Below are 22,534 nucleotides of genomic sequence, written 5' to 3'. Positions count from 1 at the left end.
AGGAGGTTCCTCAGGACTGCCACGCTTTGCGGAAGCTCCGGCGGGCGCGATGCAGGCGCGATTTCACCGTCCCTTCCGGTACGTGCAGGAGCCGTGCGGCCTCCTCCTCCGGCAACCCCTCCAGGTCACGCAGGACCAACACCGCCCGATGTTCGGGTGACAGCCGCTCGAGCACGTCACGGATGTCCACCGCGCTCTCGACGTCCTGCTTCGACGGCAGTTCGGCGAGTTCCACCGCGTGGTGCCGCCGTCTGGCGATCCTGACTGCTTCCCGTACGGCTATCGCCCGGGCCCAGCCGTGGAGCGCCTGCGGATCGCGCAGGCTCCCCAGGTTCCGGAAGATCGCGATCAGCGCCTCCTGGACGGCGTCGGGCCCGTTGTCGAGCGCGATGGGCCCGCAGATCCGGCCAAGGTACGGCGTCAGCTCGCTCAGCAGGTCGTTCATGGCCATCGTGTCGCCGCCTTGAGCAGCGCGCACCAGATCGGCGCTCATCGCCGCACGACCCTCGCCTCGAGCCTGGCCAGCGCCTTCTCTCCCGCGGCCCGCACGCCCAGGGGAACCAGCGCCGCCCGGCCGGGAACGCGGACTCCTCCCGTCTGCGCGACCAGGGTTCCTCCCGGTACGGCTGCCGCCGCGACGCCGACGATCAGGAACCTGCTCTGCATCCAGCACCAGCCGGGCCGCAGCTCGACGTCGAACCTGGCACGCATGCCGTACCTGCTTCGCGCCTTGGCCACCAGGCGCTCGCTCCCGCGCCCGGAAACGATGGTCAAGTGGCGCATGTCCGGCTCGAAGGTGCCGAACTCCTCTTCCAGGGCGCTCACCACGGACCAGACGTCCTCGAACGGGGCGAGGATGACGCGTTCGGCTACGCCCGCCCCGGGGATGGCGGAGGCGAGTACCCGCAGCCTCCGTACCGGGTCCAAATCAGCAACAGGCCAAGTCATATCCATCCAGAGGCGTCGACCGCGGCGAAGGTTCCATGGAACCATCGACGATTTCCGCTCCTCCTGCCGGGCATGAGAATCTCACTCCCGGCGGCCTTCGTCGCCGCCGTCCTCCTGCTCGACGCGTTCCTTCACCTTTTCTGGTTGGTACGGCCGGCCGCCGACCCGCGAGCGCTCTCCCTGGCGGTGCTCAACTTCGAGACGCCCTTCACGGCGCGCATCCTCGTGCCCCTGATCGTCGTGCTCACCGTCGCCGCCGTCTCAGTGATCGCCGTCTCCCTCGGGCGGGGCGGTCGGCTCGCCAAGGCGGTAACGCTCGCGCTGGGCGGCGGGCTGCTCATGCGTGCGGAACTCGGCCTCGCGTGGGCCTTCGGGCTGGGCACGGACACCGGCACTCCGTTCTACTGGCTCAACCTGCTGCTCTACAGCCCGCTGTGCGTGGCGCTGGGGTTCGCGACCGGAGCCGTGCTGATGCGGGCTTCCGTCTCGGGGGTCGAAGCATGAGGCTGAGGCGGATGGGTGTTCAGTACGTCCTTGCTGTACAGCAGCCCGGTACAGCAACGCCGACGTGCAACAGTACTCGTCCCGTGCGTTCCGCGTGGCGACCACTACACAGGGTGAGTGCGATGAATACTGAACGGCATGCGTGTCGACTTCGATCCCGAGGCCATGAGTGGGGTGGCTTTCTTCCGGTTCCTGACCTCGGTCGTTGTTCCGCGTCCGATCGCGTGGGTGTCCACCGTCACACCCGACGGAGCGGTGGAGAACCTCGCTCCGCACTCCTTCTTCAGCATCGCCAGTACCGATCCGCCGATCGTGCAGTTCACCTCGATCGGCCGCAAGGACTCCCTGCGCAATGTTGAGGAAACCGGAGAGTTCGTCGTCAACTTCTCCTCCGAACCGCTGCTGCACCAGATCCGCGACACCGCCACCGATTTCCCTCGGACCGTGAGCGAATTCGGCTTCGCGGGAGTCGAACGCGAAGCCAGCCGTCGTGTGCGGCCGCCCCGGGTGGCCGCCTCTCCCGTTGTCCTGGAGTGCCGTTCACACACCACGCTGCGTATGGGTAACTCCACCTTGGTGTTCGGTAGGGTCTTCCTCGCGGCGGTGCACAAGGATTACATCGTCAACGACCGGCCTGACGCCGAGCTGTTGCGCCCGTTGACCAAGCTCGGCGGCGACGAGTGGGGGACGTTGGGCGAGATCCTGCACCTGAGTCGCATCCCTTACGAGGAGCCGCGAGCCGTATGATCCGGCCACGACCTCGAAGGCCCGCGATCAGCCATGGATATCCAGCCCTTCGCGATCGAGCTCTGCTCGGATCTGGCTGAGCCACTCTGTGCCCAGCCGGCGCCCGTTGGGGAGTTGGTCGTCTCGATCCCAGCGCCACGTTGCGATCATCGCCAGCACGAGGATCCGGCACTCGCGTAGCAAGCCTTGATCGACACCCGGGTAGTGCTCGCTGACGTCTTCGGGCGCATGGGCGAGGTCGAATTCGACAGGCCCACGGCAACACGTCTCGAGGTCTATGAACAGCAGCCCGTTCTTCGTGGTGAGCACGTTGCCCGGGTGCGGCTCACCGTGCAGCAGCTGCTCGGCGGCGCCGCGCTCGGCGATCACTCGCCTCAGACTTCGTAACGTGTCGCCGAGCAGCTCCCGGTCCGCGTCGGCGAGCGCCGGCGTGCGGTCGCGGCTCGCCACGAGTCGTTGAGCCTGCTCGACCCGATCCATGAAATGCGGCGTCGGGACATCGAGCTTGCGCATGCCGGCATGCAGCCGCCCGAGCGCATTGGCGTAGTCGGCTGGTGAGACCTCTCGAGGCGTCGCAGGTTCGTAGTAGGTCCACAGCGTGACCACGAAGCCATCACGCTCGTAGACGCGTGGCTCCACTCGAGGCTCGAGAGCAGCCACAGGGCTCTCGGATTCGGCGAGCCGCTGAGCAAGCTCGATTTCGAACTGTGCGACCTGATCCGCTACAGGTGCCACCCGGGCCAGGACGTCACAAGGCAGCAGACGCAGAGTGAGCTTGTTCGAGTCATGAAGAACGATCACGTCGTCGACTGTCATGCCGAGTGATGAGGCGGTCGACCTGGCCGCGGCAATCGCACGTGGGACCTCTGACGCCTGCATCGTCGCCGGCTCCTCTCCCTTGCGCGCTGCCGTACTCTCCATGCGGTGCGGTCCGGGCCACCGTACCAAGTTGTCGATAGAGAGCCGCGGTGGCGCGAATGGGCGGGGCGCTGCCGGGCGTGGGCCGGTTCGGCAGACCACTCCGCTGAAGCCTCCGGCGCGAACCAAGGGCTCCGCGCGCCTCTTTAGCGCCGGCCGCCGAACTCCCAGTCGTGGACCTCGATGTCGGCGTACCGGTCCAGGGTCAGGACGGCGCGTGCCACATCCGGGTCCGGCGCCCGGACCAGCAGCGCCGTACCCAGCCAGGTGGCGCCGTCGTCGGACAGCAGCGGTCCATACGCGATCAACTCGTCCCGGTCGGGCGGCGGGACAAGGTCGGCAGCCTGCCCTGAGCCGAGGCCCAGCACCAGATACCGGTTGCCGCCCTCTCTGCCGCCAGGGAAATCCCACATGGTGCGGCCCAGCACGTTGCGCCAGCGGCGCAACATCACGTCCCTGTACACACCGGCCTGGTAGTTGGGCTCCTCGAAGACGAACGCACGCGCAGTGGCGAGATCTGGCAGGTCGACGATGTGCACGCTGCCGGAGGCCGTGTCGCTGTCCCGGTGGAAGGTCGGGCCGCGGGCGATCAGCTCCGCCGCGTACCGGTCCATGTAGGACCAGTGCTCTTCCACCAACTCGGCGCGCAGAGCCGCGGAGTCGGGCCGATCGCGGTGATAACAGAAGAACTCCATGCCGAGAGTACCTACCATGGCCCGCAGCGACGGCTCCATTCTGGTCATCGCAGCCATGGCGATCCTTCAGCCCCGCTCCAGCCGCGATCTGTGTCAAGGGCTCAGCGGAGTACAGTCCAGAATGACGTGTCCGAGCGCGGTGCGGTGAACGTCGGCAACGTCGAGCCCGGCTTCGGCAGCGATGGCGATGTAGTCCTCGACGGTGCGCTCGCGGCCGCCGCTGAGCACGAGCATGCGCAGGTTCATCTCGGCGAACATGGCCGGGTCGGCACCGGAGCTGCCGTGTGACTCGATCACGACGACCCGTCCGTGCCGCCCGGCCGCATCGGCGCACCGGCGCAGGATCACCTGGGCGTCGTCGTCGCCCCAGTCGTGCACCACACGCCTGAGCACGTACACATCACCCCCGGCGGGCAGCGGATCGAAGAAACTCTGGCCAACGAACTCGCACCGCGTGGCCAACCCGCGCTCGGCCAGGTAGTGCCGACCTCGATCCACTGTGTCCGGCAGATCGACGAGCGTGGCCCGGATATTCGGGTGGGCGCGCAGCACTTCGGCGAGCAGGGCGCCGGTGCCACCGCCGACGTCGACCACATGCCGCACACCGGACCAGTCGTAGCCCTTGGCCGCGTCGGCGACGTAGTCCGCTCCGGAAGCCATCATCGCGTCGAACGACCCGCTCATCTCGGGGTGCGCGGCGAGATAGCGCCAGAACGGGGCGCCGAAGACCGTCTCCCACGCCGGTTGCCCGGTGCGGACCGTGTGCAGCAACCCGGTGAATGCCAGGTCCATCTGCCCGCCGAAGCCACCCAGGTCGAGCCGCACCCTCATCCCGGAAGGATGGTCGGACGCCAGCAGCGCGGCGGGTTCGTTGACGGCGAACCTGCCCGGCTCCCGTTCGGTGAAGACACCCCGGCAGACCAGGTGACGCAGCAGCCGGCCCAGTGCGTCGGCGTTGGTGTCAGACCGGCGTGCCAGCTCCTCGACGGGCACCGCGTCGTCGGCCATCAGATCGGCCAGGCCCAGCGAGGCTGCGACCCGCACCGCCATCGGCGTGACCAGGTCCGTTACAGGTCCCAGTACGTCCCACGCCGCTTCCCATTCCGATGGCCGGCCGTGCTGCTCGTCGTGATCGTCCTCAGCGGTAGTCATGTCACGACACTCCTCGCGCGGAATCTCAAGGCTGCTTTGCCGGAAGCTACCATGCGACCAACCGCTTGGTCTGTGACGGTCGCCCTTACCTTGTCGTTCCCGGAGTATCGCTGCCATCGACGGGGAGTTGCCGGGTATGGGTAGAAGCATGATCTTCTTGAGGTGGGCGGTCCAAGTCGCCGTACTCACTCCTCTGGTCGTCCCGATCATCGCTGTCCCGCGGGCGGCAGCCGACACGAGCAAGCAGCCCCAGGCCGCGGCGCTGGCCCGCCGCATGCTGGACCAGCTGAAGGTAGCTAAGCCCTTATCAATCCGTGGTTACAGCCACCGGCGCTTCCAGCCTCGATGGGCACATCACAGAGGCAGGTGCGACGCACGAGAGATGGTCCTGGCCCGCGACGGGCGACGCGTGCGCAAGAACGCGAACTGCCACCCTGTTAAGGGCATCTGGCACAGCCCGTACGACGGCAAGCGGCTGAGGAGCGAGAAGCAGGTCGACGTCGACCATGTCGTGCCGCTGGCGTACGCCTGGCGCTCTGGCGCCGGCAAATGGAGCCAGGCGCGGCGGCGCGCGTTCGCCAACGACCTCACCCGCCCGGAGCTCATAGTGGTCAGCCATTCCGCCAACATCGCCAAGGGCGGCCAAGGGCCGCAGAGTTGGCGTCCGCCGCGCCGCGGTTATTGGTGCCGCTACGCGACCTCATGGATCACCGTGAAGCATCACTACCGGCTCTTCGTGACGCGGAAGGAGAAGGTGGCCTTGCTCAACATGCTCCGCACCTGTCGCGGGTAATTCGCGCGCTGATCAGGACTGCGGCGAAGCGCAGTCGAACCGTGACCTCATTGTCAGGTATTCACCTGACACGCCCACATTCCCACCGTCCGTAGGCTCGCAACCAGCCGCGGTGCAGGCGCAGGAGGCGAAGCATGCCTTGCCGCCCGGGTAGCTGCCGATCGAGCGGGGGACAGCAGCTGCCCTTTCGTCCCGGGACGCGAAGCGGAGGACATGAGACACGGTCTAGCTGGGAGAACGGGCCCGCGTGCACCCCGGGTTCCGCCGCACCATCGCTGGTCCGTTCCGAGAGGTCGCCGATGTCCACACCATTCCCGCCCGGCCGGCCGCCGCAGGGCCCCGGTGTGCTCGGAGCACCGCGCCATGCTGGAGCACCGCGCGGTCCCGTAGGGCAGTGGCCGCCTCCCCCGCGCAGCGGCGGCGGTGGGAAGGGGCTGTTGATCGCCATCGTCGCCGTGCTCTGCGTCCTCCTGATCGCCGGAGTGGCCGGAGGTTGGATGCTTCTTAGCCGCAGTGGCGGCGGCGAACCCGGACCATCCTCGAGCTTCACCTACGACCGGGGTAATCCAGTCCGGTCACCGGCGGCCGAGAGGGTGAAATTGCGGCCGATCACCGGTGACCAGCTCTGCACCGCCATTCCGGACCGCCTCCGTAAGAGCCTGGTCACCGATGGCCGATACGGCGGGAAGGATTCGTCCACAGGGGCCGCCACCGAAAACGAGAAGCGGGCGGCCTGCGAGTGGCACAACAACAAGATGGACGTCGGCAACGGCGTCATCGGCCATCGCACGCTGAGCATCTCAGTGGAAGCGCGGAGCACGGAAAGTCAGAGCGCGGTCGAGTACGCCAAGGATCGGTTCGAGCGAGACAAAGAAGGGCACGAGCGGCGGGTCAACGTCCGGGACGGCAAGCGAACCGACGGAAAGACCTCCGGCTCGGCATTCGGCGAGCTCAAGGAACTGAAGTACGGCGACGCGTCGTACAGCCAGACCTGGATCGGACACAGCGGCCTCAAGACCACCGTGTTCATCCGGCAGGGGCCCTGGCTGATCAAGGTCGAGTACGGCGGCAGCAACCGGACAGGCGACAAGTACCCCTCCGGCGACGAAGTGCGGGCCGGGGCCGGCAAGGTCGCCGAGCGCGTCACCGCGGAAATGGCCAAGGACGCCAGCAAGGTGAAGCCTGCCGGGCCGTGCGCGATCCTCACCGCCAAAGAAATAGGATCGGCATTCTTCCCCACCGTTCAAGGACCATCCGTCGGCGGTAATGACGGCCGGATCCAGCAGACCACCTGCACCTGGCGCCTAAGCGAGGCGGTCGAGCATGAGCCCGGGCAGGAGTTCACCGCTCGGGGCGGCGAGCTTCGCATCCACGTGGTCGACTGGGGCGGCGGCGGCCTGGGATCGACGTTCCAATTCGAGCGAGATGCCAAGAAGTACGACCGCTACCACGCCAAGGGCGGCATCGGCGATGACAACACCCACACTGTCTACGAGCCACGCCAGGAGCTCTCCGGGCTCGGCGAGAAGGCGTTCGCCGTGGTCTCCTCCACCACCAGGCCGGGCCGGCCGGACGAGGATCCCATGCAGGAGGTTCTGATCAAGACACTGGTCGGCGATCGGACGGTCGAGTTCACCTTCAGAGGTACGACGACCGGGGGCGGCGTCGTCGGCGCCGGGGACTACCAGAAGCCGGTCTTCGAGTCATCCGTCGCGCAACAGGCCGTGGCGAAGCTGGCCAAGGCCTTCCTCGCCGACCTGAAATGACCGACCGCGCCTCGCGGGCTGAGCTCCGATGTCGGAGGTCAAAGGCCACTTCCCATGATGATCGGGAAGTGGCGTTTGACCTCTTGTGCGGCTGAGATTCTTAACTGCAGTGTTCGAAGGGGCTGGTGTAGGCGCTGCTGCCGATGGAGCCGCCCCACTTGACGCATTGTCCGGGCGCGCTGCGCTTCACCGGCCCCGCGTAGTAGCTGTAGCTGCCTGAGTCGGTCGTCCTGCTTTCCCCTTGCGGCTCTAGGAAGGCCGACATCGATGAGGGAGAGCCGAGGTTCGTCGTCTTCAGTGTCACGACGCAGTTGTAGCCGTTGCCCGAGTTGTAGAGCAGGTAGGTGCTGCCGCCAGTGAGGCCGGCGGAGTCGACGACCGCATAGCCGCTGCCGCAGACCTCTTCCGGGGTGTAGGGGTTGCCGCTGCAGGCGTTGGTGCTCTTGATGGCCTTCTTCTCGCCCAAGGACACGGTCACGCCGTCTACGGTCGGGCTGGTGTCCATCGCACCGGTGGAGGTCCGCTGTTCGTAGTGCAGGTGCGGAGCGTTGGAGCCGCCCGTCGAGCCGACAGTCCCGATCGTGGTGCCCTGACTGACGCTCATCGAGCCACCGGCCGACCTCACCATGGTCGCGAGGTGGGCATAGCGGGTTCTGCTGCCGTCACTGTGACGGACCTCTATCCACTTGCCGTAGCTCGTGCTTCCCGCGTCGTAGAAGTACGCGGTGCCCGAAGCGGTGGCGCGCACCGTTTCACCGTTGATGTCATCGCCCCCATAGTCCTGCCAGTCGATGGAGCCAGACGGGTTGTGGTTAGGGGTCCAGTTGTTGGCGTAGAAGGTCTTCCCGCAGTTGAAGGGGCTCTTGTGAGACACAGCCAGGACGCTGATGGCCTGTGCTGAGGCGGCCTGGGGAATCAGCGCTGCCGCGAGGATGACTAACAGGGCGATGATCGCGGATCTGAGGGTCTTCGGCCAGGTCGGCCTGCCGGTCGTGGGCATGCTCACCTCTCTGGACAGGTGCGTATGGGGGGATACGGTTAGGCGCCCAGTTCCTTTGATGTCGATGAGCCCGTGGCGACGAACAGACGGGATGGAGAAAGGTCAGCCGCCAGGGAACATTTCGACATCTCACCGCCCATAGGGAAGGGCGGGTCGATCATGAACATAACCCTGAAAGTTCTTTTCATCAATCTCTGCAGGATGAAATTTTGCGGCTCCTCCAGCCATGTCTTGTATTTACGATCCCTCCCCGCAGGTCAGTGGCAGTGGAGTAGCCGAAGATCGCCCGACACCCTTCATAGACGCCCTCCACATCCCCGCATCCCGGACGACACTGGGTGTCCAGCCGCTCAAGGGGGCGATATGGACAGACCTTTACTAGGATTTGGGATGGTCTGTATGGTGATCTAGTCAAGATCTATTCACCTGCATGAGGTTGAAGCATGAACCGCAAGAAGCTCGCACCCGTTCTCCTCAGCTCCGCCGCTGCGGCGGGCCTGCTGCTGACCCCGACCACGGCCGCCTCCGCACAGGTAGGCGCCGCAAAGGCCGGCGCCGCAACGGCATCAGCCGGAGCCGCGGTCGAGCGCGACAGTGTCAGGTGCACCAATCCCAGGGGCAAGTGGGCCAACTACTCCTGGGGCGAAGGCAATACGACTGCGACCATCTACTTCAACAACCACTGCAGCCACAGGGTCAGCGTCAAGATCATGTTCGTCCGGAAGGGCTCGGTCGGCGACAAGGCCTCCAAGTACCGCTGCATGACGGTCAACGCCAAGACCAAGGGCAAGAAGAAGTTCTACGCCGCCGTCTACAAGCCGTACTCCGTGACCCGGGTCAAGAGCTGCTGAGCTAGCTTCGCCGAGGGGCGAGATCCCTGCGCGGGAGTGCGGTGGTCTCGCCCCCACCGGGGGACGAGCAAACCAGAGAGCAGGGGGCTAAGGACGAGGGCCGGTGAGCGTCGGGGCCCGCGCGGAGGTGCGACGATCCCGATCCGGGAGTACGCACGCCTCGAATCTACGACGATGTGCCACACGAAGTAGCGGCCTGACGGCCAGGATTCCGCGTACAAAATCGCGGTCCATGCCCACCAACGTGGCCCGCCGGGGCTCTGGCGGCCGCAGTCGTCGCTGACCTGCACTATCGTGGTGCTGAGTCCGGCACACTCTTCCTGTGCCGGACTCAGCCCACGATCGCCGGCCTGACGCCGCTGATATCGATCACCGGGCGGACCGACGGGTCTTAACTGCTGGCCTTGGCCCAGATCGACGCGAAGACGCCACTCTCGGTGTCCAGGATGATCGGCTGGTACCCCAGCGCCTTCATCTTCGTGGCCTGGAGCGTGTAGGTCAGACGGGACAGGTTCAGGTGTTCCTTCAGCCCGGTCGCGCTGCCCTTGCTCCACACGGTGGTGTAGAGCTTGCCGGGCTCGACGGCCATGACGACGGGACGCAGGCCCTGCTTCGCCTTCGCCAGGAGCTCCTGCCCGCGCTGCTGCACGGTCTGGCCCAGGGTCACCTGGACGCTGCCCGAGGCGGCGCCGGCGACCCAGACGGCCGCGTACAGCGGCCTCTCGACCGTGCCGTACACGTCCAGCGAAGTGATGGCGTAGCCGGCGGCGGTGAACTCGGCGTTGACCTTGGCGAAGGCCTCCGCGGTCATGCTCAGCTGGGACTTGACCTGCGCCGTGGTCTTCTCGAAGACCGCGGCGAAGACCGCTTCCGCGCCCACGCCGGTACCGGTGATCATGGCGGGCTGGAAGCCGGCCTTCACCTGGTCGCTGATGGTCTTCTGCAGGTTGGTGCCCGACAGGCCCTGCAGGACGTTCACCTTGCGGGTGGTGTCCTTGATCCACACGGACGTGTACTGCGGGTTCGCCGCATTCGACACGCTCAACGCCTCGGGAACATAGCCCTTGCCCAGCAGCTGCTTGACACGCTGCGTCAGCTGGGTGCCGGTGAGCGCGTCGAGGGTGAGCCAGTCCAGCGGCAGGTTCTGCACCGACTGGGAGGCAGTGGTCTTGGCGGGCTGGGCGGCCGCCGGAGAGGCGATGGCCAGCAGGGGAGCGGTGACCGCCGCCAGCGCCGTGGTAAGGGCGACCATCCTCTGTGTGCGCCTCATGATCCTCCTATAGGTATAGGTTGTCCCAATTTTTGGACAAGAAGGGACCATAACAGAGAATGAGGGCAAGTTGACCAACCGTCACCATGATCGAAACATTCCTGTGTCAGAAAACCTCAGGTATCGGGGCAAGACGGACACCATCAGAGGGGTGTTCATGTTTTGCCAGGTCACTGAGCGCGTTAGTCGTTCGTAGCGGCTCGGCGGAGGGATGTCGCTCCGCCGTCACTCCCCGTTCATCCTGCTCGAATCCCCTGGTCACCCGGAGGTTTACCACAGGTGATTAGGGTCGTTTCGCGCACGGCGAGACGTGGAGGCCTGTCAGGATGACTTGTGGAGTCGGCTCAGTCGCCGGCCGCCGGCTTGAGCAGACCGGTCTCGTACGCCGCCGCCACCGCGGCCGCCCGGTCCTTCACCTCGAGCTTCGCGAAGACATGCAGCAAATGCGTCTTCACCGTCGCCTCAGTGATGAACAACCGGCCGGCGATCTCCCGGTTGGTCGCCCCGCGGGCGATGAGCCTGAGCACCTCGAGTTCACGCGGGCTGAGCGTCCGCGGTTCCGGCTCCTGGGCCTTGTGCCGCAGGACGCCGGCCACGGCCGGGGACAGCACGGTTTCGCCGCGGGCAGCCGCCTGCACGGCACGACGGAGTTCTGCGCGGGGTGTGTCCTTGAGGAGGTAACCGGTGGCGCCCTGCTCGATAGCGGGCAGGACGTCGGCGTCGTCGTCGAAGGTCGTCAGCACCAGGACATGGATGCCGGGGGTCTGCTCACGGAGGCGGCGGATGACCTCCACGCCGGTCATCTTCGGCATGCGGAGGTCCAAGAGCACGACGTCGGGCTTGGTGCGTAGGGCCACCGCAAGGGCCTCAGGGCCGTCGGCGGCCTCGCCGACGATCTCGAAGGCCTCGTCGGCGGCGAAGATGCCGCGTAGGCCGTCGCGGACGATCGGGTGGTCGTCCACGATGATCAAACGTATCGGCGGCATGGTCACGTTCCCACATGGGAGTCGGGGTGGGGATCGGACTTCGGCTCCGCGGGGATGGCCGGGACAGTTGTGCAGATTCCCGTACCCATGCCAGGAGCCGCCTCGATCACGAAATTTCCTGCTAAACGGGTCACTCTCTGGCGCATCGCCATGAGGCCGAAGCCTCCCCCATCCGTCCCATCCGGGCTGAACCCACGACCGTCGTCGCGTACGTCCAGCGCCACCACATCCTCCATGTACGACAAGGTGACCCCGACCCGATCGGCGGCGGCGTGCTTGGCGACGTTGTTCAGGGCCTCCTGCGCCACCCGGAGCAGGGACGTCTCCACTTCCCCATGCAGCGGCCGGGGATCGCCGGTGACCTGCACGGACGCGGCCACGCCCGTGCTCAGCGACCACTTCTCCGTGAATTCCCGGATGACGGTCGCCAGCTCGGCATCATGCTGCAGCGGCCCGGGCCGCAGCGCCTGAACGGAGCGGCGCGCTTCGGTCAGGCTCTCCCTGGCCACGGTCCGCACCGTATCCAGGCGTGCGCGAGCCGCGGGCATGTCCTCCCCGACCGCCGCCTCGGCGGCCTCGACCTGGGTGAGGATGGCGGTCAGCCCTTGGGCGATGGTGTCGTGGATCTCTCTGGCCATGCGCTGCCGTTCCTCCAGCACGCCGGACTCGCGGGCGCGGCTCAAGAGCTGCGCGTGGAGGTTCGCGTTGTCCTCGGCGAGCGCCGCGAGCTTGGCACTCTTGTCCTTCAGCTCCGCGATCGCCGCCTTGTGCTGGTCGTTCTGGTCGACGATCGTTCGGATGATCAGGCCGGTCGCGGAGGCGATCAGCACTCCGACGACGAAGGAGGAGAGCAGTTCGGCCGGGGGTCGGCCGGGCTGGAGACGGGCGGCGACCAGCACGCCGACCGTGACGGCCACGCCTCCGTACGCCCACCATCCGGGCAGCAGAGCGAAGCACTGGACGAACACCCCCACGGCGGTCACCGTGAACACCGAGTCGATCCTGACCAGGACGGCCACCACGGCCAGCAGCACCCCGAAGTAGGCGATCAGCGGCAACGGGCGCGCTGCCCACCTGGTCACCATCAACCAGTGCCAAGCGACCGCGAACGCCGCGAGTGCCAGCACTTCCCATCGCCACTCCCGCAGCAGGGCGAAGACCGCGGGCAGGAGGATGAACAGGTACGGCAGCGCCGGCTGCACACGATCCCAGCGCGTGACCTCCACGCCTGCGCCGGCCCCTACCACCGGAACGCCCTCAGGGCGGCGCCACCCGCGACGACCGAGATCGCGACCATGACGCCCAGCGTAATCGGCGACGCCGCGCCACCGGCCCAGCCATCGCGGATCGCCTCGACCGCGGGCGCCATGGGCATGAGATCGCCGATGGCGCGCATGGAGCCGGACATGCTCTCGCGGGGGATCACGACGCCCGCGAGGAAGACCATCGGGAAGAAGAGGCTCAATCCGATCACGGTCGCGCCCCGCCCGGAGGGGGCAAGGGCGCCGAGGAGGAGACCGATGGCGCCCAGGCTCAGCGCGCTCAGCAGCCACGCCACCAGGACGCCCAGGAGTTGAGCGGGTGCGCTCAGCCCGTACGCGACCGCGCCGATGGCGATCAGCAGCCACGACCCCAGCATGGCCAGCAGCATGTGCGCGGCCCACTGCGCCCCGAACAACATCGTCGGCGAAGCAGGTGTGACGCGGAGCCGTTTCAGCACCCGGCGCTCCCGATATTGGGCCAGCGTGGCGGGCAGGACGACCAGCGCGGCCAGGCCGATGACGAAGATGATCAGCATCGGTACCGTGGCGTCGATCAGCGGCGTGCCGCCGGGTAGCGGCTTGTTGCCACCGCGCAACTTGACCCAGAGCATGATCGCGGGGAAGACGAGCGCGAAGAACGCCGACATCGGATCCCGGACGATGAGCTTCAGCTCGACGGTGACGACCTGCGTGATGCCTTTCATGCCGCTTCGGTCCTTTCGGTCAGGGTGAAGTATGCGTTCTCCAGCGAGTCGGACCCCGCCTTCGCGATCAGGTCCCGAGGCGTGCCCTCGGCGATGACGTGCCCCCGGTCGATGACGGCGAGACGGTCGCACAGGGCCTCGGCCTCGTCCATGAAGTGGGTGACCAGCACGACCGTGACCCCCCGCTCGCGCATGGCGCGGATCAGACCCCACGTGGTACGGCGGGCGGCCGGATCGAGGCCGGTGGTGAGTTCGTCGAGCAGGACCAGCTCCGGATTGCCGACCAGGGCGAGAGCGATGAACAGCCGCTGTTTCCAGCCGCCGGACAGGTTCGCGAACCGGACGCTCTTCCTGTCCGCCAGGCCCCATTCGTCCATGACCGCCCGCCAATCGGCCGGCCTGTCGTAGAAGGAGGCGTACATCCGCAACGCCTCGCCAACCTTGATGGCATCGGGCAGGGCCGCCTCCTGCAGCTGGGCGCCGATGCGCTGGAGGAGCACGCGCCGATCGGTGTGCGGGTCCAGGCCGAGCACGCGTAGCGTGCCACCGTCCGCCCGCCGCAGCCCCGACACGCACTCGACGAGCGTGGTCTTCCCCGCGCCGTTGGGGCCGGCGAGGCCGAAGATCTCGCCTTGCTCCACCCGCAGGGTGACGCCGTCGATTGCCGCGCTCGATTTGTAGCTCTTGCGTAGTTCATTGATCTCGATGATCGCTGTCATGATCTGAGATTCGCGCGTGAGCGCGGTCGGCGATATCCACCGATCGGTGGATGGGTGGGCGCACGCCGCGTCCGAAGCGGATCAGCACGGGATCGAAACCCGCCGGCTCCAGAGTGAGGGTCAACCGTTCGGCGCCCGCCGGTGTTCTCCTATGGCCCGACGTTTCCCCTGGAGTCCCATGATCGCGCTGCCTGTCGTGCTGGTCGCCGTGTACATGACCACCCTCGACTTCTTCATCGCCAACCTGGCCGTACCGTCGATCCGGACCGGTCTGGGCGCGGGCGACACCGCCGTGCAGTTCGTGATCGCCGGGTACGGGCTCGCCTACGCCGCCAGCCTGATCGTCTCCGGGCGGCTCGGTGACCTGTACGGCCGGCGCCGCGTGTTCGCCGCCGGGCTGGCGCTGTTCACGGTGGCGTCGGCGGCCTGCGGGCTCTCTCCCGACGCCGGGTCGCTGGTGCTGGCCAGGGTCGCGCAGGGTGTCGCGGCAGCGCTGCTCGCGCCGCAGGCGCTCACGCTGCTCGGCGTGCTGTTCGAGGGCGCGGCCCGGGCCAGGGCGTTCGGCTGGTACGGCACCGCCGTCGGCGTGGCCGGCGTGAGCGGTCAGGCGATCGGCGGGCTGCTGGTGGCGGCCGATCCCCTGGGGCTGGGCTGGCGGGCCTGTTTCCTGGTCAACGTGCCGATCGGGGTGGCGGCCCTGGCATTGACCACCCGGGTGCTCCCCCGCACCCCGGGCTCCGGCGATCGGCGCGATCTCGACCTGGCCGGGGCGGCGCTGGTCGCGGCGGGGCTCGTGGCCGTGGTGCTGCCGCTGGTCGAGGGGCGGGAGCAGGGGTGGACGTGGTGGTGCCTGGCGGCCGCGGCGCCGCTTCTGGCCGGGTTCGTACGACGGCAACGGCGGCTGGCGGCCTCCGGACGGGCGCCGCTGCTCGACCTGGCGGTGTTCGCGGAGAAGGGATTCGCGGGCGGGCTGGTGGCGGTGGCGCTGCTGTTCGGCACGTCGGCCGGGTTGTCGTTCGTGCTGGCCCTCTACCTGCAGGAAGGTCTCGGGCTGAGTCCGCTGGCGGCCGGTGCCGTGTGCACCGCGTTGAACGCCGGTTTCTTCCTCACCTCGCTCCGGGCCGGACGGGTGCCGCCGGCGGTGGCCGCGCTGATGGTGGTCGTGGGGCTGGGGCTGCTGGGATACGTCGTGGGAGGCGGGGCGGGGCCGTACCAGGTGGCGGGGACGTTATTCGTGATCGGGGGCGGGATGGGGCTGTTGATGTCGCCGCTGATCTCCTCCGTCCTGTCCCGGGTACGGCGAGAGCGCGCCGGCGCCGCGGCCGGGGTGCTCGGGACCGTGCAGGAGGCCGGGGGCGTGCTCGGCGGCACGGTGACCGGCGCGGCGTTCTTCGGCACGCTGGACGGCGGATGGGTGGCCGCGACTCTGGCGGGGCTGGCGGTGCTGGTGATGGGAGCCCTCGGTGTGCTGGCCCACTGTCTGACGCCGTCGAAGCCCGTGATTCACGTGAATCAGCACCAGTGATGCTCAGCCGTACCGGCCGCGTGACGGCGGGTGCACGGCGGCGGCGACGTCGTCGGCCAGCGGCGCGATGTCCTCCGGCCGCAGCGGCGAGACGGTGAGGCGGAGCGCGGGCGGCGTGGCGACCCGGTTGCGCGCGCCCGGCGCGGCGGCCCAGCCGCGGGCCAGCAGGCCGGTGATCGCGGCGGCCTCGTCCGGGACGGGCACCCATACGTTGAGCCCGGTACGGCCGTGTGCGGCGACGCCACGCGCGGCCAGCGCCGCGACCAGCCCGTCGCGCCGCTCGGCGTACGAGGCCGCCACCGCGGCGGTGTCCACCGCCCTCGTGCGCCACAGGTGGGCCACGGCCCGCTGCAGCAGGTGGCTGACCCAGCCCGCGGCCAGTCGCTGCCGCCCCCGCAGCCGGTCCAGCGTGACCGGGTCGCCGGTGATCAGCGCGAGCCGCAGGTCGGGGCCGAACGCCTTGGCCGTGGAGCGGACGAGTATCCAGCGGGCCGTGGCTCCGGCCAGCGGATGCAGGGGAACGTCCACGAAGCCGTCGCCGTGGTCGTCCTCGACGAGCAGCACCCCTGGGCGCGCGGCCAGCTCGGCCCGCAGGGCGGCGGCACGTTCCGCAGTGACGGCGGCGCCGGTCGGGTTCTGCGCGCGGGCCGTGATCACCGCGGCCCGGGCCCCGGCCCGCAGCGCCTTGCCGAGTTCCTCGGGCAGCGGGCCGTCGTCGTCGAGCCGCATCGGCACGGGACGCAGGCCGAGCGCGGCCACCAGGTCCAGCAGGGCCGACCAGCCGGGGTCCTCCACCGCGACCGCGTCGCCGGGACGCAGGCAGGTGTTCAGCACCCGTTCGACCGCGTCAAGGGTGCCCGAGCTGATCGCCAGCGGCGCGGCAGGCACGCCGTCTCCACGCAGGCGGGCCCCGGCCAGGGCGAGGAGTTCCTCGTCGTCGCCCGTGCCGTACATGGCGGGCCGTTCCTGGTGCGCGCGGGCGGCGGCGGCGAGCGCCTCGTGCAGGGGCGGCAGCAGGATGGGATCAGGGTTGCCCTTGGACAGGTCCCGGACGCCCGGCGGCACCTCGATGCGGATGTCCTCGCGTGCCGTGCTGGCGGGCCTCGGCCTGATCCTGGTGCCCCGTCGCCCGGCGGTCTCCACGATCCCGCGCTCACGCAGCAGCCGATAGGCGGCCGCCGCCGTGTTGGGACTGACCTGGGCCAGCGTGGCCAACTCGCGGACCGGGGGAAGCGGCGCGCCCGGCGCCAGCCGCCCATCCGACACGGCGGCCTCGACGCCGGCCGCTATCTCGTTGGCCGTCCCACCGGTGACACGATATATTTCTAGCACAAAGTCTATTATGTACCAATACAAAGGGGTTCCGGTGCTCATTCAACCATGGGACGCGGCCCGCGACGGGAACGAGTGGCGAAGCTGGCTGCGCACGCGCGACTTCGGGCAACTGGCGGCGAACGGCACCGACGGCGGCCCGCCGGTGGTGGTGCCGACGCACTTCCTGTTCGACGGCGACGGCGAGGTGGTGCTCCATCTGGCCAGGCCCAACCCGATCTGGGTCGCGCTGGAGGCGAACCCGAGGGTGCTGGTGAGCGTGCACGACGACTACGCCTACATCCCGTCGATGTGGCGCTCGGACTCCCCCGACAACGGCGTGCCGACCAGCTATTACTCCTCCGTTCAGCTCACCTGCACGGCGAAGATCGTGGACGACAAGGAGGGGAAGGCGGAGATCCTGCGCCGCCAGCTGGCCCATCACCAGCCGGACGGCGGGCATGGGGTGGTGGCCGCCGAGGAGGGGCCGTACCGCAAGATGTTGTCGGCGATCCGTGGGCTGCGGCTGGAGGTCGTGGGGGTGCGGGCCAAGTTCAAGTACGACGATCATCGGCCGGTCGAGTTCCGCGAGCGGATCGCGGGAGAGCTGGCCGGGCGGAACCTGCCCGGGGATGCGGGGGCGCGGGAGCAGCAGCTCAGGCGGATGGATTAAGGCTTGATGTCCGATCGTCACTAGAGGCGGCGGCCGGCGAGCGGGGAAAGTAGGGCGCATGCTCGCAGACGAAGCCGCGTACGCCGTGCTCAGGAGCCGGGACGGCCGCTTCGACGGCCGATTCTTCGTCGCCGTCGTGACCACCGGCATCTACTGCCGCCCCAGTTGCCCGGCGGCCCTGCCCAAGCCGGAAAACGTGCGTTTCTACCCCTCCGCCGCAGCCGCCCAGGAGGCCGGCTTCCGGGCATGCAGACGCTGCCGCCCCGACACCGTTCCCGGCTCCCCCGAATGGAACGTCCGCGCCGACGTCACCGGCCGCGCCATGCAGCTGATCGCCGACGGGCTCGTGGACCGGGAAGGCGTCACCGGACTCGCGGCCCGGCTCGGCTACAGCGAGCGCCAGCTCCGCCGTCAACTCGTCGCCGACCTGGGGGCGGGCCCGCAGGCGCTCGCCAGGGCCCAACGCGCGGCCAACGCCAGGACGCTCCTGGAATCCACGAACCTGCCGGCCGGCGAGATCGCCTTCGCGGCGGGCTTCTCCACGATCCGCCAGTTCAACGACACGATCCGCAAGGTCTACGGCACCACCCCCACCGCGCTGCGCCCCTCCACCCCGCGGGCGCGCGGGACGATCCACCTGCGCCTCGCCTACCGCCCGCCCCTGGACCTGGCCGGCCTGTTCCGGTACCTGGCCGACCGCGCGATCCCCGGTCTGGAGGAGGCCGGCGACGACTTCTACCGCCGAGCGCTCACCCTCCCGCACGGCCTCGGCATCGTCACGCTGCGACCGGGCGAGGCATCCGTGTCCTGCGAGCTGCGCCTCGACGCCCTGCGCGACCTGCCTGCCGCGGTACGGCGCTGCCGCCGCCTCCTGGACCTGGACGCCGACCCCCGAGACATCAACGACCACCTCGGCGCCGACCCGCTCCTGGCTCCCTTGATCGCGGCCGCACCCGGCAGGCGGGTGCCAGGCCACGTCGACGCGGCCGAGATGGCGGTTCGTGCGATCGTGAACGAGGAGACCAGCGCGGGCCGGGCCCTGCTCACCGACCTCGTCCAGCACCACGGCACTCCCCTGCGCTCCGATGCGGCCGTCCGCTCGGTCTTCCCCTCCATGGAGGCCCTGGCGAACGCCGGCGACGCGCCTCCCCCGGTCGCCGCCCTCGCCCGGGCGTTGACCGCCGGAGCCGTACACCTCGAGGCCGGCCGCGACCAGGTCGAACGCGAGCTCCTCGCCCTGCCCGGCGTGACGGCGGACGCGGTGGGGCGGATCCGCCTGCGGGCCCTCGGCGACCCGGACGTGTTCCTGCCTGGAGACCCTGCCGTTCAGTGCGGCCTGCGTCGCCTCGGACCGGAGGCGGAGCAGCACGTACAACGGTGGCGCCCGTGGCGTTCGTACGCGATGCAGCACCTCCGCGAGCGGAGCTGAAGACGTGTCGACCTATCTGCCGCTCCTCAGGAGCAGGCCGGATTTCCGCCGCCTGTGGTTGGGCGCGTCCGTCTCCGTGATGGGCGACAGCATGACCTACATCGCCCTGTCCTGGCTCGTGCTCGCCCAGCGGGACGGCACCGCGAAGCTCGGCGTGCTGGCCGTCTGCTACACCGCTCCCGTGCTGATCGGCGGCCTGGCGGCGGGCTTCGTGCTCGACCGCTTCGACAAGCGGACGGTTCTGATCGTCGACAACGTCCTGCGCGGCGCCGCGGTGGCGTCGATCCCGATCGCCGCGGCCGTCGGCGGCGTGCCGGAATGGCTGCCGTTCCTGGTCGCGGCGGTGTACGGCCTCCTCAAGATGGTCCCCATGGCCGCCGTCCCCGCGACCATCCCCGACCTCGTGGCCGAGGGGCAGCGCGACGCCGCCAACGCCTTGGAGTCCGTGAGCTACTCCTTGTCGGGCATCATCGGCTTCACCCTGGCCGCACCCCTCCTCGCCACGGTCGGCCCGGCCAACATGCTGGCCCTGGACGCCGCCACCTACGTCTGCTTCACCATCGCGCTGACCCGGATCCGTACTCCCCTGCGCCCTCGGAAGACCACGCCTTCCCCGAAGGCCCCCGTGTTCCGCGACAAGGTCCTCATCGCCACGACCTTCGCCTTCATGGCGTTCAACATCGCCGAAGGCGCGATGACCATGGTGGTGGCTCCCTGGCTGGCCAAGGAGCACCTGCCGGGCGACGGCGCCACCCTGTCCCTCCTGATGGCGGCCCTGTCGGCCGGGGAACTGCTGGGCGGCTTCGCGGCAGGCGCGTGGCGGCCCAGAATCGGCAGGCTGACCGCGATCGCCCTCGTCGAGCTGGTCGCGGCCGCCGGCATCCTCGCTCTCCTGGGCAGCCCCGACTGGATGATGGTGACCGCAGCCTTCCTGATCATGGGTACGTTCAGCGCCCCCATGACGGTGTGGGCCCAGTCGCTGCGCATGGAGCGTGTCCCCCCAGCGCAACGCGGCCGGGTCTTCAGCGTCTTCCGCACGATGATGCAGGCCACGCCACCCATCGGCGCCGCCCTGGTCACCCCGCTGCTGGTGGCCGGCAACCTGCCGGCGGCCGTGATCCTGATGACGGCTCTGGCGGCCGTACCGGCCTTCGCCCTGCTGCTCCTGCGTGAGAACCCCACGGAATCCACACCTGTGGATAACCCCCGGCCTCTGTGGATAACGCCGTCACCCGCCACCCCGTCCGCAGCGCCGGCCGGGCACCCGGCCGCCGTTCCCGCACCGGGCATCACGAAGGCGTCCACGCAGCACAACCCCGGCCCCACCGGGACTCACAACGCGACGGAGGCACCGCGGGAGAGCCCTCTCGGGGAGGCTGACCCGGCTTCCAGCTGAACGAGGCCGACTATGCACAACCTGTGGACGACCGGGGCGGCGGTCGTGCCACCGCGGTGCGGATAATGTCGAGAGCCCCGCGTACCCGATGCGCCGGCGCCGCGCAGAGAACGGGGCTCTTCACTGCGTCATACGAGCAAGTATCCGGAGCCCTCCATGGACACCATCGAGACCCCGATCCTCATCCTTCTCCCGCTGCGTCCCGAGTACGCCGACGAGATGGCCGTCGTTCTGTCCGACCCCAAGCTCCACACGTTCACCGGCGGCGCCCCACTCACGGCGCCGGAGCTGCGTGCCCGCTACGAGCGGTTGGCCGCCGGACCTCCCGGCTGGTGCAACTGGGTGGTCTGGTCGCGCGAGGAAGAGTCGCTCGTCGGATATGTGCAGGCCACGATCGACGAAGGCACCGCCGAAATCGCCTGGGTGATCGGGACGCCATGGCAGGGCCGCGGCCTGGCCACCGCGTCCGCCAAGGCCCTGGTCGAGTGGCTCATGAAGCAGGGGATCCGCACGATCATCGCGCACATCCACCCCGACCACGCGGCCTCCGCTGCCGTCGCCACCTCAGCAGGCCTGCGTCCTACTGAGCGATGGCACGACGGCGAGGTCCGATGGGAAAGGACCGTTTGAAGCCAATAGACGCCGCGCTACTCGCCCGGCGGTAGATCATCGTGGGGAATCCGCGACCAGAAGTGCTTCTGCGCCGATCGGGACGTACCCGGCCGCGAGAAACGCCCGGACGCTCGCCGCGTTGCCCGGGGCGATCTGAGCCCAGAGCGGATGCACGGTGAGGTGCCTCGCCGCGCGGGCAAGGGCTCGGCCCAGACCGCGTCCCTGGCCGGCCGGGTCTACTTCGATCGCGACCTCCCACCGACCGGCGACGCCACGCCCGATGATCAGAACCCCTCCCGGGCAGGTCCAGACCCGCACGTCGTCGCGGTACCGGCGGGCACGCTGGACACGCGGATGAGCATCGTCCATGACCTCGACCAGATCGATCAGCGGCCGGCCGGTGCAGGGACCGGCCAGGGCCAGCATGTCGATGTTGTTGACCCTGCGCTCCATGCGCGCTTCCAGTTCCCTGAGGAACGGTGGATTGAGCGGGGCCGAAAGGTCCCCGGCGGGCAGCCGGGATCTGATCCACGCCTGGTCGAGGTCGGCGAAGATGACGTGGTGAGCGGTGAAAGCGAGCACTCCCGCGTCACGCCGGGAGGGCTGCGGAACGATGGTGGGGCCCGCCCCCGGCTGGGGCATGCGCCCGCTGGCCGCATCGGCGAGAATGTCGTGCAAACTGATCACCCACCGACGGTATGACAGGCAGCCGGCGCTGCACGCCGGGCGATCATCATGGCCGGGTCTAGTAGATGCGGTACTTCCGGCCGCAGTTGTCGAACTTGCCGGCCCAGCAGGTGAAGGTGTAGATCTTCTTGATCCCGTGGCCCTTCCAGCTGCCGGTGGCCTTGCCGTCCCAGGAGTGGTTGAAGCGGTGCCAGGAGCCGTTCTTGTAGTACTCGAACCACACCCAGCCCTTCTTTCCGCCGACCTTGTCGACGCCGTACCAGGTGGTGTGCACGGCGCCGCCGTGCTGGAACGTCTTGCCGAAGGTGTAGGCCTTGTGGTCGCTGGAGAAGAACTTGCCCCAGCTAACGGTGGTGGTGGCGGCCTGGGCGGCCGGGGCCAGCGCGAGCGCGGTGACGGCCATGGAGCCGGCGAGCGTGACGGCGGCGAGGGTCTTACGCATGGTGGGTTCTCCCCGTTCGATGTGTGCCGGTCGGTCCGGCAGCAGGGACATTACGGAGATCCCGCGCGAGTCTCTGTGCAGGAGTCCACACATCGAAGGTGATCAGTCCCACACATCCGGGACGAGCCGTCAGACGAAGGGCCC

The 22,534-nt window shown here is 68.7% G+C and carries 24 protein-coding genes; 10 read left to right on the top strand and 14 right to left on the bottom strand.

The window, feature by feature from the left end; translation table 11 throughout:
• Positions 1–10: 10 nt before the first annotated feature.
• A complete protein-coding gene (locus Q9G87_RS18585; protein WP_305917629.1) occupies positions 11–493 on the bottom strand; it encodes an RNA polymerase sigma factor in 483 nt (160 codons plus the stop codon).
• Positions 490–927, bottom strand: a complete 438-nt coding sequence (locus Q9G87_RS18580; protein WP_305917628.1) for a hypothetical protein — start codon at positions 925–927, stop codon at positions 490–492. The genes Q9G87_RS18585 and Q9G87_RS18580 overlap by 4 nt, the downstream gene beginning before the upstream one ends.
• A gap of 93 nt (positions 928–1,020) precedes the next feature.
• On the opposite strand from Q9G87_RS18580, the gene Q9G87_RS18575 reads away from it, so the two are divergent.
• Positions 1,021–1,452 carry a hypothetical protein gene (locus Q9G87_RS18575; protein ID WP_305917627.1) on the top strand — a complete coding sequence of 144 codons (432 nt, stop codon included), beginning with the start codon at positions 1,021–1,023 and terminating at the stop codon, positions 1,450–1,452.
• Between the two features lie 138 nt (positions 1,453–1,590).
• Positions 1,591–2,199, top strand: coding sequence for a flavin reductase family protein (locus Q9G87_RS18570; protein ID WP_305917626.1), 609 nt, complete (start codon positions 1,591–1,593; stop codon positions 2,197–2,199).
• Between the two features lie 27 nt (positions 2,200–2,226).
• Here the strand turns inward: Q9G87_RS18570 and Q9G87_RS18565 are convergent, their stop codons facing one another.
• The 3 genes from Q9G87_RS18565 to Q9G87_RS18555 form a co-directional block, all read right to left on the bottom strand.
• Positions 2,227–3,078, bottom strand: a complete 852-nt coding sequence (locus Q9G87_RS18565; RefSeq protein ID WP_305917625.1) for a phosphotransferase enzyme family protein — start codon at positions 3,076–3,078, stop codon at positions 2,227–2,229.
• A gap of 185 nt (positions 3,079–3,263) precedes the next feature.
• On the bottom strand, positions 3,264–3,860 hold the full coding sequence (locus Q9G87_RS18560) for a YciI family protein (protein ID WP_305917624.1): 597 nt from the start codon (positions 3,858–3,860) through the stop codon (positions 3,264–3,266).
• A 45-nt stretch (positions 3,861–3,905) separates the two neighbouring features.
• Positions 3,906–4,964 carry a methyltransferase gene (locus Q9G87_RS18555; RefSeq protein WP_305917623.1) on the bottom strand — a complete coding sequence of 353 codons (1,059 nt, stop codon included), beginning with the start codon at positions 4,962–4,964 and terminating at the stop codon, positions 3,906–3,908.
• Positions 4,965–5,112: 148 nt separating this feature from the next.
• Between Q9G87_RS18555 and Q9G87_RS18550 the strand changes: the two genes are divergently transcribed.
• Positions 5,113–5,757 carry an HNH endonuclease family protein gene (locus Q9G87_RS18550; RefSeq protein ID WP_305917622.1) on the top strand — a complete coding sequence of 215 codons (645 nt, stop codon included), beginning with the start codon at positions 5,113–5,115 and terminating at the stop codon, positions 5,755–5,757.
• A 599-nt stretch (positions 5,758–6,356) separates the two neighbouring features.
• A complete protein-coding gene (locus Q9G87_RS18545) occupies positions 6,357–7,523 on the top strand; it encodes a hypothetical protein (RefSeq protein WP_305917621.1) in 1,167 nt (388 codons plus the stop codon).
• A gap of 100 nt (positions 7,524–7,623) precedes the next feature.
• On the opposite strand, the gene Q9G87_RS18540 is transcribed toward Q9G87_RS18545, so the two are convergent.
• Entirely contained in the window at positions 7,624–8,523 is a 900-nt protein-coding gene (locus Q9G87_RS18540) for a M23 family metallopeptidase (RefSeq protein WP_305917620.1), read from the bottom strand.
• Positions 8,524–8,966: 443 nt separating this feature from the next.
• On the opposite strand from Q9G87_RS18540, the gene Q9G87_RS18535 reads away from it, so the two are divergent.
• Positions 8,967–9,374: a hypothetical protein gene (locus tag Q9G87_RS18535; RefSeq protein WP_305917619.1), complete on the top strand. Its 408-nt coding sequence runs from the start codon at positions 8,967–8,969 to the stop codon at positions 9,372–9,374.
• Positions 9,375–9,765: 391 nt separating this feature from the next.
• Here Q9G87_RS18535 and Q9G87_RS18530 read toward each other — a convergent pair whose 3' ends face one another.
• The 5 genes from Q9G87_RS18530 to Q9G87_RS18510 all read right to left on the bottom strand — a co-directional run bounded on the left by Q9G87_RS18530 (position 9,766) and on the right by Q9G87_RS18510 (position 14,315).
• Positions 9,766–10,644, bottom strand: coding sequence for a hypothetical protein (locus Q9G87_RS18530; RefSeq protein WP_305917618.1), 879 nt, complete (start codon positions 10,642–10,644; stop codon positions 9,766–9,768).
• 344 nt (positions 10,645–10,988) lie between these two features.
• Positions 10,989–11,630 carry a response regulator gene (locus tag Q9G87_RS18525; RefSeq protein WP_305917617.1) on the bottom strand — a complete coding sequence of 214 codons (642 nt, stop codon included), beginning with the start codon at positions 11,628–11,630 and terminating at the stop codon, positions 10,989–10,991.
• Between the two features lie 2 nt (positions 11,631–11,632).
• On the bottom strand, positions 11,633–12,856 hold the full coding sequence (locus Q9G87_RS18520; protein WP_305917616.1) for a sensor histidine kinase: 1,224 nt from the start codon (positions 12,854–12,856) through the stop codon (positions 11,633–11,635).
• A gap of 14 nt (positions 12,857–12,870) precedes the next feature.
• On the bottom strand, positions 12,871–13,596 hold the full coding sequence (locus Q9G87_RS18515; protein ID WP_305917615.1) for an ABC transporter permease: 726 nt from the start codon (positions 13,594–13,596) through the stop codon (positions 12,871–12,873).
• Positions 13,593–14,315, bottom strand: a complete 723-nt coding sequence (locus tag Q9G87_RS18510; protein ID WP_305917614.1) for an ABC transporter ATP-binding protein — start codon at positions 14,313–14,315, stop codon at positions 13,593–13,595. Before Q9G87_RS18510 ends, Q9G87_RS18515 begins: the two co-directional genes overlap by 4 nt.
• Before the next feature lie 178 nt (positions 14,316–14,493).
• Here Q9G87_RS18510 and Q9G87_RS18505 point away from each other — a divergent pair, with 178 nt between their 5' ends.
• A complete protein-coding gene (locus Q9G87_RS18505) occupies positions 14,494–15,840 on the top strand; it encodes an MFS transporter (protein WP_305917613.1) in 1,347 nt (448 codons plus the stop codon).
• A 3-nt stretch (positions 15,841–15,843) separates the two neighbouring features.
• Here Q9G87_RS18505 and Q9G87_RS18500 read toward each other — a convergent pair whose 3' ends face one another.
• A complete protein-coding gene (locus Q9G87_RS18500) occupies positions 15,844–17,172 on the bottom strand; it encodes an aminotransferase class I/II-fold pyridoxal phosphate-dependent enzyme (protein ID WP_305917612.1) in 1,329 nt (442 codons plus the stop codon).
• A gap of 34 nt (positions 17,173–17,206) precedes the next feature.
• Between Q9G87_RS18500 and Q9G87_RS18495 the strand changes: the two genes are divergently transcribed.
• From Q9G87_RS18495 to Q9G87_RS18480, 4 genes are all read left to right on the top strand, one after another.
• The gene (locus Q9G87_RS18495) at positions 17,207–17,824 is read left to right on the top strand and encodes an FMN-binding negative transcriptional regulator (protein WP_305917611.1); all 618 of its coding nucleotides are present in this window, start codon (positions 17,207–17,209) and stop codon (positions 17,822–17,824) included.
• A 58-nt stretch (positions 17,825–17,882) separates the two neighbouring features.
• Positions 17,883–19,253 (top strand): DNA-3-methyladenine glycosylase 2 family protein, encoded by a 1,371-nt coding sequence (locus Q9G87_RS18490; RefSeq protein ID WP_305917610.1) that lies wholly within the window; start codon positions 17,883–17,885, stop codon positions 19,251–19,253.
• A 4-nt stretch (positions 19,254–19,257) separates the two neighbouring features.
• Complete coding sequence (locus Q9G87_RS18485) at positions 19,258–20,649, top strand: MFS transporter (RefSeq protein WP_305917609.1); 1,392 nt, start codon at positions 19,258–19,260, stop codon at positions 20,647–20,649.
• A gap of 156 nt (positions 20,650–20,805) precedes the next feature.
• Entirely contained in the window at positions 20,806–21,279 is a 474-nt protein-coding gene (locus tag Q9G87_RS18480) for a GNAT family N-acetyltransferase (protein WP_305917608.1), read from the top strand.
• 36 nt (positions 21,280–21,315) lie between these two features.
• On the opposite strand, the gene Q9G87_RS18475 is transcribed toward Q9G87_RS18480, so the two are convergent.
• Together Q9G87_RS18475 and Q9G87_RS18470 are read right to left on the bottom strand one after the other, a co-directional pair.
• Positions 21,316–21,948 (bottom strand): GNAT family N-acetyltransferase, encoded by a 633-nt coding sequence (locus Q9G87_RS18475; RefSeq protein ID WP_305917607.1) that lies wholly within the window; start codon positions 21,946–21,948, stop codon positions 21,316–21,318.
• 58 nt (positions 21,949–22,006) lie between these two features.
• Positions 22,007–22,390, bottom strand: coding sequence for a hypothetical protein (locus Q9G87_RS18470; protein WP_305917606.1), 384 nt, complete (start codon positions 22,388–22,390; stop codon positions 22,007–22,009).
• Between the last annotated feature and the right edge of the window lie 144 nt (positions 22,391–22,534).

It is taken from the genome of Nonomuraea turcica (assembly GCF_030718205.1).
Taxonomy (GTDB): domain Bacteria; phylum Actinomycetota; class Actinomycetes; order Streptosporangiales; family Streptosporangiaceae; genus Nonomuraea.
This window is presented reverse-complemented; position numbering and strand designations above follow the sequence as displayed.